Source organism: Herbinix hemicellulosilytica (genome assembly GCF_002904165.1).
GTDB classification, from domain to species: Bacteria; Bacillota; Clostridia; order Lachnospirales; family Lachnospiraceae; genus Mobilitalea; species Mobilitalea hemicellulosilytica.
Genome location: NZ_CVTD020000017.1, coordinates 20739 through 34006, shown reverse-complemented (window position 1 = coordinate 34006; position 13268 = coordinate 20739). Strand labels below are relative to the sequence as shown.

Below are 13268 nucleotides of genomic sequence, written 5' to 3'. Positions count from 1 at the left end.
TTGTGAACGAAAATGTTTACAATTTGTTAACAGTGCCTGACACCCTTAAATATGGTAGTATTTAAAGTAAGTAATATATATTTTTACAAGACACTATTATATAAATCTTATAAAGGGGTAATGAAATGAAAAAGACAGCATCATTATTTATTCTCGTTACTTTGCTAAGTGTTTTATCATTGACAGGTAAGGATACGAAAGCAGTCAGTGCAAAAGATACCGGTATAAACATTAATACCGCAGTTATTTTTGCAAGCAGTACTGGCAATAAAAAATCCGATAAAAACAGTCAGGCAGCTAAAAAAGATACCGGAACCAAGTTTGAGGATAAAGAACTGTCGGAACTGGGGAAATTAAGCAAAAAACTGGCTCTACAGATGAACAAGGGAGAGTTTAAAGAAACTTATAATACTCTTTCTATTGGTGCTAAACAACAGCTTACACTTGAATATTTAGAAGAAGTATGGAATTCAGTTGTAACCGATTTGGGAAGTTATAAAGGCATAAGAAGTATAACTGAAGAAAAAGTAAAAATCAATACGGTTGTCAATGTTATACTGAATTATGACAATTGCGGTATTTTGATTCAATTCAGCTATAACACTAATAAGAAGCTGGATGGCTTATGGATAACTTATGCCCCTTATGAGCCGGAACCTGTATCCAATAAGTATTTTGAAGAGAAAATTATTACATTCGGGGATAAAAAGAAGCCAATAAAAGGTATACTTACTCTTCCGAAGAATGTAAAGAAGCCTCCGGTTGCTATACTTGTTCCAGGTTCGGGGGATCATGATGCCGACGAATCTATAGCAGCAAACAAGCCTTTCAGGGATTTGGCCCATGGACTGGCAAAACAGGGCATAGCGGTAATTCGTTATAATGAGAGTACTCCGTTAAGTTCCAAACCTGAGTTTACCATACAGGACGATTCTTTAAACGATGCAGCCCAGGCGATAAAATATGCCAAAACCTTGAAATCAGTGGATAAGAACAGGATTTATATAATAGGCCACAGCCTTGGAGGAATGATGGCCCCTAAAATTGCTGCGGACAATAAGGAAGTAAAAGGAATAGTATGTCTGGCCGGAAGCCCGAGAAAGCTTGAAGATATAATAGTGGACCAAACAAGAAAATTGCTTGAGGCAGATAAATCTGTTACTCCTGAAATGCTTAAAATTTATATGGCTCAGATACAGCCAGCCATAAAAAAAATCAAGGAATTGAAAGAGGGCAGTAAAGATATTATTTTAAACTATCCCGCATCCTATTGGTATAGCCTAAATCAGATAGATATACCAAAGATTGTCAAGAAACTTAAAATACCTATTTTTATAGCTCAGGGAAACGAAGACTTTCAGGTATTTGCGGATATAGATTTTGTAGCCTGGAAGGAGCTTTTAAAGAATAAGGAAAATGTGACTTTTAAGTTATATGATAATCTTAATCATTTATTTATGAAATCAAACGGCAGAACAGACGTTACGGAATACAGCATTAAAGGAACCGTTGACAGCCGGGTTATAAATGATATAGCAAAGTGGATAAAGAAGAACTGAATCTGGTGTCAGGTACAGTTAACAAATTGTGAACGAAGTTGTTTACAATTAGTTAACAGTGCCTGACACCAGATTTTAAATAAATATGCAAATATGATAGGATATAACATATGTATTATTTTTTTGCTGTTGTTAATATGGTAAAATTATAATATAATATTAGAAGGTGTCAGGTACAGTTAACAAATTGTGAACAAGGTTGTTTACAATTTGTTAACTGTACCTGACACCTTAATGCGACGGAGGTACAGCTTTGAAAAGAGTATTTGCATATTTAAAACCGTATTATCCCAGGATGGCTTTGGGGTTATTTATAAAGATTTTGGGAACTTTTATGGATCTAGGGCTGCCGTGGGTCCTGGCGTATATATTGGACGATGTTATTCCGAAAAAAAGTGTTTCATTGATTTTGTGGTGGGGCGCTGGAATGCTGCTTTTGTCTGTTGGTGCCAGGACTTTAAACATAGTGGCTAACCGTATGGCCTCAAAAGTAGCAAGGGATGCCACAGAAACTCTTCGCCATGATCTGTTCCAAAAAATTCTCAGCCTTTCAGGAAGACAATTGAATTACTTTACAATTCCCTCTTTAGAATCCCGTATGACCTCAGATACTTATAATATTCATCATATGATTGGGATGATGCAGCGTATCGGTGTCAGAGCTCCGATTATTCTGATCGGTGGTATAATTATAACCAGTACCTTGGAGCCTGTTCTTACTCTAATTCTTATAGGGGTTTTCCCTTTTATGGCTCTGATTGTTTACCTGGTATCAAAGAAAGGTATACCTCTGTATACTAATTTGCAGGAAACCGTGGACAAAATGGTCAGGGTGGTCCGTGAGAATATAACCGGTGTCAGGGTTATTAAGGCTTTATCAAAAAATGAATATGAAAAGGGAAGGTTTTCATCCGTCAATAAAGAAGTAGTGGACAAGGAACTTAAAGCAGGGACTTTGATGGCGGTTACAAATCCGGCCATGAATTTTCTTCTTAATATGGGTTTGACTTTGGTTGTAATTGTAGGTGCATTTAGGGTTAACAGCGGTTCATCCGAGCCAGGAAAAATTGTAGCATTCCTGTCATATTTTATGATAATGCTTCATGCAGTTATGGCTATTACCCGTATATTTATAGGTGTTTCCAAAGCCAGTGCCTCAGCAAAACGAATTGCTGAGGTTTTGGATACAGAGGAAGATTTAAAGGAGATACCGTTTGAACCGAAGAATTCGGATTATCATATAGAATTTGACAATGTATGTTTTTCCTATACCCATGAACCTTTTATTACAGATATAAGTTTTGGTATAAAAAAAGGGGAGAGCCTGGGGATTATAGGGTCCACAGGTTCAGGGAAAACCACCCTTGTTCATTTGCTGATGCGTTTTTATGATGTTGATAAAGGAAGCATTAGAATAAACGGTGTGGATATTAGAAGTATTGACAAGCAGAAGCTCAGGGGTATGTTTGGTGTGGCTTTTCAGAATGATGTTCTGTTTGCCGAAAGTATATATGAAAATATAAACCTGGGACGGGGGCTTACAAAGGAAGATGTTTTAATAGCGACAGAAGATGCCCAGGCAGCTTCATTTATCTTAAATAAAGATGATAAACTGAATCATAAATTGACGATTAAAGGAAGCAATTTAAGCGGAGGGCAAAAGCAAAGGCTTTTAATTGCTCGGGCCTTGGCAGGAAAGCCTGAAATACTGATACTTGACGATTCCTCCAGTGCTCTTGATTATAAAACGGATGCCCAGCTTAGAAAATCTATCAGAAATAACTATAAGGGTACTACCAGCATCATAATAGCTCAAAGAATAAGTTCGGTAATGAAGCTTGACAAAATTTTGGTGCTGGAAGAAGGTCATATGGTCGGTTACGGTACCCACGAAGAGCTGCTTAAAACCTGCAGCGTATATCAGGAAATATATCAGTCTCAATTTGGACAGTTGGAAGGTGTGTTATAATGGCTACAAATCCCCAAGGGGGAGGACCCAAGATAAGCGATAAGACAGACAAACCGAAAGACACAGGATATGTTTTAAAAGGACTTTGGAAGTATGTGTCCCACTATAAGGTACATTTAATAGCGGCAATAATACTAACATTGTGCAGCAATCTTCTGGCACTTGTAGGACCCATGTTATCAGGGTATGCGATAGACGCCATTCAACCAGGCAAAGGTTTGGTTGTATTTCAAACCGTATTATATTATGCAGGATGGATGATTGCATTTTATATTGTATCATCAGTTCTGTCATATATTTTATCGGTACTGATGATTCGGTTCAGCCAGAAAATAATACATAAAATGAGGGAAGATTTATTTTCAAAACTTGTGGAACTTCCCGTAAGCTTCTTTGACCGTAATCAGGCAGGCGATATAATAAGCAAGTTTTCTTATGACATAGATACAATAAACACTTCGTTATCGTCGGATTTCATACAGGTTTGTACCAGCTTTATTACCGTTTTCGGATCATTAATTATGATGATTATTATATCACCGATACTTGTGCTTGTGATGCTGGTTACTATACCATTATCCCTGTTTTATACCAGGTATATGGCTAAAAAGGTACGGCCTTTGTTTCGGACCCGTTCAAAGAAGCTGGGAGAACTTAATGGTTTTGTCGAAGAAATGGTATCCGGGCAAATGACTATTAAAGCATACGCTGCCGAAAATTCGGTTATGGAGAAATTTGGCCGGATCAATAAAGAAACGGTTGATGCTTATTTTGAGGCGGAGTACTACGGAAGTATGACCGGGCCTACGGTTAATTTCATAAATAATCTGTCTTTGTCTTTAATAACAGTACTTGGCGCCGTATTATATCTTTTCGGAAAAATGACACTCGGAAATATTTCTTCATTTGTGCAATACAGCCGTAAATTTTCAGGGCCTATTAATGAGATGGCCAATATTATAAGCGAACTACAGTCTGCAATGGCGGCGGCAGAAAGAGTTTTTAAACTGATGGATGAAATACCTGAGCTGCCCGATAAGGAAAATGCCAACGAACTTTCGGAAGTAAAAGGCGAAGTTAAAATGGAAGGAGTTTCTTTCGGTTATATTCCCGATAAGGAAATTATTAAAAACCTGTTTTTGTATGCAAGACCAGGTTGTCTTACGGCTATTGTCGGCCCTACCGGTGCGGGAAAAACTACTATTATTAATCTGTTAATGAGATTTTATGACATTTGGGGCGGGGCCATATGGGTTGATGGTAACGAGATCAGGGACGTAACCAGAAAAAGCCTTCGAAGGTCATATGCTATGGTGCTTCAGGATACATGGCTGTTTTCCGGAACCATATTTGATAATATAGCTTACGGAAAAGAAAATGCCACTATGGATGAAGTAGTAGCCGCAGCAAAAGCAGCAGGAATTCATTCATACATAAAACGGCTACCGCAAGGATACTACACTGTAATCAATGAAGACGGAATGAACATATCAAAAGGCCAGAAGCAACTTCTTACCATAGCAAGAGCTATGCTAATGGATGCCAAAATGCTAATACTGGATGAGGCTACATCAAATGTTGATACCAGAACCGAAATAAAAATTCAAAAGGCCATGCGAAAACTGATGGAAAATAAGACCTGTTTTGTTATAGCTCACAGACTGTCAACAATTCAGGGAGCAGATAATATACTTGTTGTAGATCAGGGAGATGTGGTCGAACAGGGAACCCATAAAGAGCTTATGGAAAAGAAAGGGTTTTATTACAAATTATATAATTCTCAGTTTGAATAAATATGGTGTCAGGTACTGTAAACAAATTGTGAACGTTTCGTTCACATTTTGTTTACAGTGCCTGACACCTTTTCAAAAAATCCGGGAAATGATATATTCACACATTCCGGATTAAGGATTTCGGTTTCGCCGTCTGCCATCAGACCGGCTACTGCAAAGGACATGGCTATCCTGTGGTCAAATTTTGGATCGATAACGGCACCGCGAAGGGGTTTTCCTCCGTTAATAATCATTCCGTCTTCGGTGGCTTCAACATCCGCACCCATGGCGGAAAGGTTTTTGACCATGGCTTCAATCCGGTCGGATTCTTTGACCCTTAGTTCCTGTGCATCCTTTATAACGGTTTTTCCGTCGGCAAAGCAGGCCAGAATGGCTATAATGGGAATTTCGTCAATCAAAGTGGGTATTAGGTCTCCCCCGATTTCTGTTCCTCTTAAACTGCTGTGGCGAACAAGAATGTCTGCCGCTGGTTCTCCTCCGTCTTTTTTAATATTTAAGAGTTTTATATCGGCTCCCATCATAGAGCATACCTTTAAGATTCCGTCGCGGGTGGGGTTTATGCCGACATTTTCAATAAGTATCTCGGAATTCGGTACTATTAAGGCAGCAGCCATTAAGAAAGCAGCGGAAGAGATATCTCCGGGGACATTTATTTTTTTTCCGGAAAGCTTGGGTCTTGGTTTTACGCAAACTGTACTACCTGTTACTTTTACATCACCGCCGAAATATGACAGCATAATCTCCGTATGGTTTCTTGATACGGCAGGCTCGGTTACATGAGTTTCTCCGTCGGCATAAAGACCGGCTAAAAGCACACAGGATTTTACCTGGGCAGAAGCTATGGGAGATTTATAATGTATACCTTTTAATCTTTGATTTTTCGGTCCGTTTATACGCAAAGGAGCGCAGTTGTTGTTATTGACACTTTCAATATCTGCTTCCATTTGCTGCAAAGGTGTAAGGATTCTGCCCATAGGACGTTTTTGAATGGAAGTATCTCCGGTTATGACAGATGAAAAATTTTGCCCGCATAAGATACCGGACAAAAGCCTGATAGTTGTGCCGCTGTTACCCACATCCAAGATTTCTGTTAGCGCTTTCAGCCCGTCCAATCCTTCGCCGAATACGATAACTTTACGATTTCGAATATCCTGCTCTATATGTATTCCCATCTTGCGAAAACATGAGATTGTAGAAAGGCAGTCTTCACCCATTAAAAAATTGTCAATTTCGGTCTTTCCCTTGGCCAGAGCTCCCAGCATAACAGCACGGTGAGAAATGGATTTGTCTCCAGGAACTGATAAGTTTCCCTTTAAGGGACCATTTTTCTTAATTATCATATTTGGCTCCTCGTTTTCTTATTAATATTTTTAAATATTAATATATTGAAGTTTAACTTCGTATCTAGTTTTATAATAGCTTTAGCAAGCATAGTATCATTTACAATGTTTTTGGTATCTTTAAAGCACCTATTATATAGTCATAATATAATATTAGTAAACTCTACGTATCTTTCGTATTACCCATTTTATGAAACACAGATTTATTACCTGTCATAAACGTGGTAATTATGCCTGCTTAGCAAATCTATGGCATCATTTTCGGATTGCTCATCATAGAATTCTATGTGAAGTACCCCCTCCTGAAATTCTCTGTTATGTATAATACCGATATTTTTTATGCTGATATTATTATTTGCCAGAAGGGTTGCAATAGTAGCTATAGCTCCCGTTTCGTCAATAATATCAACATATATTTCGTAGACTTTGTTGATTAAACCGGCCGATTTATTGGGAATGCTGTTTCTAAATTCACCGGCTGTTTCAAACATGGTATACAAATAATCTTCATCCAATTCGGACAGGGCGTTAGAAGCTGTCTTCAGCATTTCTATATAACGGTCAAGTATGGTATTTATAACGCCGGCATTGGTAAGGCAAATATTTTGCCACATCATCGGTGAGGATGAAGCTATTCTGGTTATATCCTTAAAACCTCCCGCAGCAAGTTGCTTCATCTTCTCAGAGTTATCGGACTCTCTTATAAGGTTTACCAATGTTGCTGCTATGATGTGGGGAAGGTGACTGATGGCAGCAGTGATTTCATCATGTTCCTTAGGGTCCAGTATAATAGGTATTGAACCGATATCTTCGACCAGTTTTTTGAGAACATCAAGTTTAAATTTGGGTGTTTTATCCGTAGGCGTAAGTATGTAATAAGCGTTTTCCAGCAATAAAGCATAAGAATTTCTGTAGCCTGTTTTTTCCGAACCGGTCATGGGATGGCCGCCAACAAAAACTTCATCCATCCCAAGTTCACTTATGGCTTCGTGGATATTGCCTTTTACACTGCCCACATCGGTTAGAATACAGGAAGGCTTTATTATGGATTTAAGTTTAGGCAGGTATGAGATATTGGAAAGCACCGGGGCACAAAGGAAAATAATGTCACAATCGGGAAATCCTTCTTCAAGATTTCCTGTAACAAAATCAAGAACCCCGTCGGACAGGGCTTCTTTATAACCACTGCTTGGAGGATTGGGGTGATAATCATAGGCATACAGGCTGATATCGGGCCTTACTTTTTTTATGGCCCTGGCAATAGAACCGCCTATAAGTCCAAAACCTATGAATCCTATGATTTTTATTTTAAAGTCGCTGTTTTGATCTTTCATTTTATCCGGTTTATCCTCCTAAATAATAAGTTTGATTATAAATTACTTTTTGCAATAAAGGGCATATAATTTTGACAATACTTATATAAATAAATCGTACATAAAATTTTATTAATTTTAAAATTTTTTACCCATTAGTTGTATAAGCGGTTTTAATTCTTTTGTCAAATCTTCAAATTGATCGAAGGACAATGACTGAGGACCGTCACTTAATGCAGTGGAAGGATCGGGATGGGTTTCTATCATCAGTCCGTCTGCGCCCACAGCTACAGCCGCCATAGAAAGAGATTTTACATAAGCTCTTACACCGGAAGCATGGCTTGGATCTACTATGATAGGAAGATGGCTTTTTGATTTTATAACCGGAACGGCACTTATATCCAAGGTGTTTCTGGTAGATGTTTCAAAGGTGCGGATTCCCCGTTCGCACAGAACTACATTGGGATTTCCTTCGGCTATAATATATTCGGCAGCATTTAGCCATTCCTCAATAGTAGCAGAAAGGCCGCGCTTAAGCAAAACCGGCAAACCGGTCTTGCCGGCTTCTTTTAAGAGATAGAAGTTCTGCATATTTCTTGCGCCGATCTGCAGCATATCCACATATTTTACGGCGGCTTCAATGGCATTTTGGCTTGTGACTTCGCACACTACAGGAAGGCCTGTTTCTTCTTTGGCTTCCTTCATATATTTCAAACCTTCTTCTTCCAAACCCTGGAATGCGTACGGAGATGTTCTGGGCTTATAAGCTCCGCCCCGGAGAATGTGGGCGCCGGCCTTCTTTATGGCATGGGCGGTAACAAGAAGCTGAGTTCTACTTTCTACTGCACAGGGGCCGGAAATAATTACGGTAGTATCCCCGCCTATTTCCACGTTTCCGACTTTAACCTTTGTAGGCTCCGGATGAAATTTTTTGTTGGCAAGCTTATAGCTTTCTGTAACAGGAACAATTTTGTCTACATCCTCAAAAATCTCCAGGTTTTGATCCATCAGCTTTGATTTGTCGCCCACAACACCTATAATAGTAACTTCATGACCGGCGGATATATGGGCCTGCAAACCTTTTGATTCAATTATAGATTTTATACGCTGTATGGATTCGGGTTTAGCCTGAGGTTTCATTACAATAATCATATGACATACTCCTTTACTTTCATTATGTACCGTATATTTTCATTAACCGGGTACTTGGACCGATTATACTCTTAAAAAATCCTTATGTCAATACTCTGATTATTCACAGCGTTACGGTTTAAAGCGTAACGGTTTAATGCGTTACGACATTAAATATAATGGAAAAATACGTAAAAATGTAGATTTATCAATTATTCCGAGAAATTTTGCATTTGGAAAATATAACTTTGTTAAGTTTATTATAAAACTATTGTAATCAGTATGCAAATTTAGTAAAATAGACTAAGAGGTATAGCGGGTAATAACGTAGGTGACTAGTTTGTTACTCTACTACTTACTAAATAATGTAATGGAGGAATAGGTATGAATGTTTACACTTCTGAAAAAATACGCAATGTTATTTTATTAGGCCACGGGGGATGCGGCAAGACAACATTGGTAGAAGCTATGGCCTATACTACAGGAATCATTAAGCGCCAAGGAAAAGTAGAAGAAGGAAATACCATCAGTGATTATGACAAAGAAGAACAGAAAAGACTGTTCTCCATAAGCACCACAGTAGTACCCATTGATTATGAAGGGGTTAAAATCAACTTCCTGGATACACCGGGCTATTTCGATTTTGTGGGAGAAGTAGAAGAAGCATTAGCTGTTGCCGACGCGGCTGTCATTGTCGTATCAGCAAAGGCCGGTGTTGAAGTTGGTGCAATTAAAGCGTGGGAATATTGTGAGAAATTTAATTTACCCAGAATCTTTTTCGTCACCGATATGGATGTAGAAAATGCCAATTTTAGTCAGGTAGTAGATCAGTTAAGAGAATTGTATGGCCATAAGATTGCGCCTTTCCATCTTCCTATCAAAGAAGACAATAAGTTTGTAGGATTTGTAAATGTAGTAAAAATGGCCGGCAGAAAATTCACGACAGGAAGCAATTATGTAGAATGCGAAATTCCGGATTATTGTAAGGAAACTCTTTCGAAGTTCAGAGAGGATTTGCTGGAAGCAGTTGCAGAAACCAGTGAAGAATTAATGGATAAATATTTCAGCGGCGAAGAATTTACCCAGGAAGAAATCTCTCATGCACTTCGAACTAACGTTATAGACGGTTCCATTGTACCTGTTCTTATGGGTTCAGGTATAAATGCTCAGGGAACAACTATGCTTATGCAGGCTATAGTTAAGTATTTCCCAGATCCGACAAAGAAGACCATTAAAGGCAAGAACACCTCAAACGGTGAGGTTTTTGAGGCCAATTATGATGATAAGAAACCGTTTACCGCAAGAGTATTTAAGACCATAGTCGATCCGTTTATCGGTAAATTCTCATTGCTTAAGGTTTGCTCAGGTGTACTTAAGGGAGATACTCCTTTGTATAATACAAACAAGGATACCGATGAAAAGGTTAACAAGATTTATATTCTTCGCGGAAAAGAACAGATTGAAGTTAATGAACTTCATGCAGGTGATATCGGAGCTTTGGCAAAACTTAATGTTACCGCTACGGGAGATACCCTGGCAACCAAGGCGGTTCCGGTTGAATATGATCCGATTGAGGTATCTGTACCTTATACATACATGAGATACAAGACCAAGAATAAGAGCGACGAAGACAAGGTATCACAGGCTCTTGCTAAGCTGATGGACGAAGATCTTACTCTTAAAGTAGTAAATGACGTTGAAAACAGACAGACATTACTCTACGGTATCGGAGATCAGCACCTGGAAGTTGTGGTAAGCAAACTTTTGTCAAGATATAAAGTTGATATTGAAGTAACCAAACCCAGAGTTCCTTATCGTGAGACAATCAGAAAGAAAGTTAGTGTCCGCGGTAAACATAAGAAGCAGTCCGGCGGTCACGGTCAATACGGTGATGTTGTAATTGAATTTGAACCTTCAGGAGATCTTGAAAAGCCTTATATCTTTGAAGAAAGAATCTTCGGCGGTGCTGTACCTAAAAACTACTTCCCTGCTGTAGAAAAAGGTTTGCAGGAAAGCGTATTAAAGGGACCTATGGCCGGTTATCCTGTTGTCGGTATTAAAGCAACATTAGTAGACGGTTCATACCATCCAGTAGATTCCTCCGAAATGGCATTTAAACTGGCTACTATTTTGGCATTCAAGCAAGGTTTTATGGAAGCATCGCCTGTACTTCTTGAGCCGATTGTATCTATGAGGGTTGTCGTTCCCGATAAGTATACCGGCGATATTATGGGTGACCTCAATAAGAGACGGGGCCGTGTACTAGGCATGAATCCCGTAAACGGCAAACAGGAAATACTTGCTGACGTACCTTTGGCCGAGTTATACGGATATTCAACCGATCTTCGATCCATGACCGGCGGTATCGGCGAATTCTCCTATGAATTTGCAAGATATGAGCAGGCACCTGCGGATGTTCAACAAAAAGTAATTGAGGAAAATGCTAAAGAAGAAGAGAATGAAGAATAAGCCTCAATTGACATTTTATATTAATTTTAAAGTGAGGCCGACAATATATCCGATAAAACAGCAAATTATTAAGAGATATACTAATAAATAAGATTAAAATATATAATAAGTGGCTTGCTTGTAAACAAAAGTAACATTTGATACAATTATTCCGTAATAAAGGTCCGTTTATTACGGAATAATTTTTTTGTGGGAGGATACTTATGTTAGAAAAACTTTTCAAGCTGAAAGAGAACAACACCAATGTTAAGACGGAAATAATGGCCGGAATTACAACCTTTATGACAATGGCGTATATTCTGGCTGTGAATCCCAGCACCATGACTGCTTTTAATGATATTCTTGGCCTTGAAGGTTCAGCCAGAATGAATCCCAACGGCGTATTTATGGCAACAGCGATATCCTCATTCATTGCTACTTTGTTGATGGCATTTTTGGCTAACTATCCGTTTGCGCTTGCTCCCGGCATGGGCTTAAATGCGTATTTTGCATATACGGTAGTACTTACCATGGGTTATTCATGGCAAGTGGCATTGGCAGCAGTGTTTATCGAAGGTATAATCTTTATTCTGTTATCTTTAACAAATGTTCGTGAAGCTATCTTTAACGCAATCCCTATGACATTAAAATATGCGGTAAGTGCCGGTATAGGTTTGTTTATTACATTTATAGGCCTTCAGAATTCCGGTATTGTAAAAGATAATTCCGCAACTCTGGTTCAGTTCCATTCATTTACCGCTGAAGGTGTTACTAGAACCGAAAATGTCACAATAGTTCTTACACTTTTAGGTATCATTATTACTGCAGTATTATTGATTAAAAAAGTAAAGGGCGGTATTTTATTAGGAATACTGGCAACATGGATTTTGGGAATCATTTGCCAGCTTACAGGTCTTTATGAAGTTAATGCAGAAGCAGGATTTTATTCCTTGCTGCCTGACTTCTCCGGCGGAATTCAGTTATCCGCATTAAAAGATGTAGCATTTAAGATGGATTTTTCAGGTATTTTATCAATGGACTTTTTGGTAGTTGTATTTGCATTCCTCTTTGTTGATATTTTTGATACTCTTGGAACTTTGATAGGTGTTTCTTCTAAATCGAATATGCTTGATAAAGACGGGAAACTTCCTCGTATTAAGGGAGCCCTTATGGCAGATGCAATCGGAACGACTGTAGGAGCCGCACTCGGTACTTCTACCGTAACTACTTATGTAGAGAGTGCTACAGGTGTTTCCGAAGGCGGAAGAACAGGTCTAACATCATTTGTAGTCGCAGTATTATTTGCTGTTTCAATCATTTTGTCACCTATTTTCCTTGCTATTCCTTCTTTTGCAACAGCACCTGCCTTGATAGTAGTAGGCTTCTACATGATTACTTCTATTGTTAAAATTAATTTTGAAGATATGACAGAAGCTATACCTGCATTCCTGTGCGTAATAGCTATGCCGTTTATGTACAGTATTTCAGAAGGTATCTGCTTTGGCATTATTTCTTACGTTATTATCAACCTGATTGCAGGTAAGGCAAAAGAGAAAAAGATCAGCGTTTTAATGTATGTATTGACTGTATTATTTATTTTGAAATATATATTACTGTAATTATATATTAGCTTAAATACCGGGGGAGGTTTAAACCGACCCCGGTATTATATGGGGTTTAAGACAGAAAAATAAAAATTTTAAATTTGTAGGTTT

The 13268-nt window shown here is 38.5% G+C and carries 8 protein-coding genes; 5 read left to right on the top strand and 3 right to left on the bottom strand.

Features of this window, described 5'->3' with window-relative positions:
• The first annotated feature begins 125 nt into the window (after window positions 1-125).
• The 3 genes from HHT355_RS08100 (at window position 126) to HHT355_RS08090 (ending at window position 5321) form a co-directional block, all read left to right on the top strand.
• Window positions 126-1559, top strand: a complete 1434-nt coding sequence (locus HHT355_RS08100) for an alpha/beta hydrolase (protein WP_103202940.1) — start codon at window positions 126-128, stop codon at window positions 1557-1559.
• Window positions 1560-1812: 253 nt separating this feature from the next.
• Complete coding sequence (locus tag HHT355_RS08095) at window positions 1813-3528, top strand: ABC transporter ATP-binding protein (RefSeq protein ID WP_199179175.1); 1716 nt, start codon at window positions 1813-1815, stop codon at window positions 3526-3528.
• Window positions 3528-5321 carry an ABC transporter ATP-binding protein gene (locus tag HHT355_RS08090; RefSeq protein WP_103202939.1) on the top strand — a complete coding sequence of 598 codons (1794 nt, stop codon included), beginning with the start codon at window positions 3528-3530 and terminating at the stop codon, window positions 5319-5321. Before HHT355_RS08095 ends, HHT355_RS08090 begins: the two co-directional genes overlap by 1 nt.
• 41 nt (window positions 5322-5362) lie before the next feature.
• On the opposite strand, the gene aroA is transcribed toward HHT355_RS08090, so the two are convergent.
• The 3 genes from aroA to aroF all read right to left on the bottom strand — a co-directional run bounded on the left by aroA (window position 5363) and on the right by aroF (window position 9126).
• Window positions 5363-6661: a 3-phosphoshikimate 1-carboxyvinyltransferase gene (aroA, locus tag HHT355_RS08085; RefSeq protein ID WP_103202938.1), complete on the bottom strand. Its 1299-nt coding sequence runs from the start codon at window positions 6659-6661 to the stop codon at window positions 5363-5365.
• A gap of 206 nt (window positions 6662-6867) precedes the next feature.
• A complete protein-coding gene (locus HHT355_RS08080; RefSeq protein WP_103202937.1) occupies window positions 6868-7995 on the bottom strand; it encodes a prephenate dehydrogenase in 1128 nt (375 codons plus the stop codon).
• 117 nt (window positions 7996-8112) lie between these two features.
• Window positions 8113-9126, bottom strand: coding sequence for a 3-deoxy-7-phosphoheptulonate synthase (gene aroF / locus HHT355_RS08075; RefSeq protein ID WP_103202936.1), 1014 nt, complete (start codon window positions 9124-9126; stop codon window positions 8113-8115).
• A 363-nt stretch (window positions 9127-9489) separates the two neighbouring features.
• On the opposite strand from aroF, the gene fusA reads away from it, so the two are divergent.
• Window positions 9490-11574, top strand: a complete 2085-nt coding sequence (gene fusA / locus HHT355_RS08070) for an elongation factor G (RefSeq protein ID WP_103202935.1) — start codon at window positions 9490-9492, stop codon at window positions 11572-11574.
• 203 nt (window positions 11575-11777) lie between these two features.
• Window positions 11778-13172 carry an NCS2 family permease gene (locus HHT355_RS08065; RefSeq protein WP_103202934.1) on the top strand — a complete coding sequence of 465 codons (1395 nt, stop codon included), beginning with the start codon at window positions 11778-11780 and terminating at the stop codon, window positions 13170-13172.
• The last annotated feature ends 96 nt before the right edge of the window (window positions 13173-13268 follow it).

Bases quoted from the DNA above. Each gene is read 5' to 3' on its own strand.
- HHT355_RS08090 (WP_103202939.1), top strand. From the start codon at position 3,528: ATGGCTACAAATCCCCAAGGGGGAGGACCCAAGATAAGCGATAAGACA.
- aroA (WP_103202938.1), bottom strand. From the start codon at position 6,661: ATGATAATTAAGAAAAATGGTCCCTTAAAGGGAAACTTATCAGTTCCT.
- HHT355_RS08080 (WP_103202937.1), bottom strand. From the start codon at position 7,995: ATGAAAGATCAAAACAGCGACTTTAAAATAAAAATCATAGGATTCATA.
- aroF (WP_103202936.1), bottom strand. From the start codon at position 9,126: ATGATTATTGTAATGAAACCTCAGGCTAAACCCGAATCCATACAGCGT.
- HHT355_RS08100 (WP_103202940.1), top strand. From the start codon at position 126: ATGAAAAAGACAGCATCATTATTTATTCTCGTTACTTTGCTAAGTGTT.
- fusA (WP_103202935.1), top strand. From the start codon at position 9,490: ATGAATGTTTACACTTCTGAAAAAATACGCAATGTTATTTTATTAGGC.
- HHT355_RS08065 (WP_103202934.1), top strand. From the start codon at position 11,778: ATGTTAGAAAAACTTTTCAAGCTGAAAGAGAACAACACCAATGTTAAG.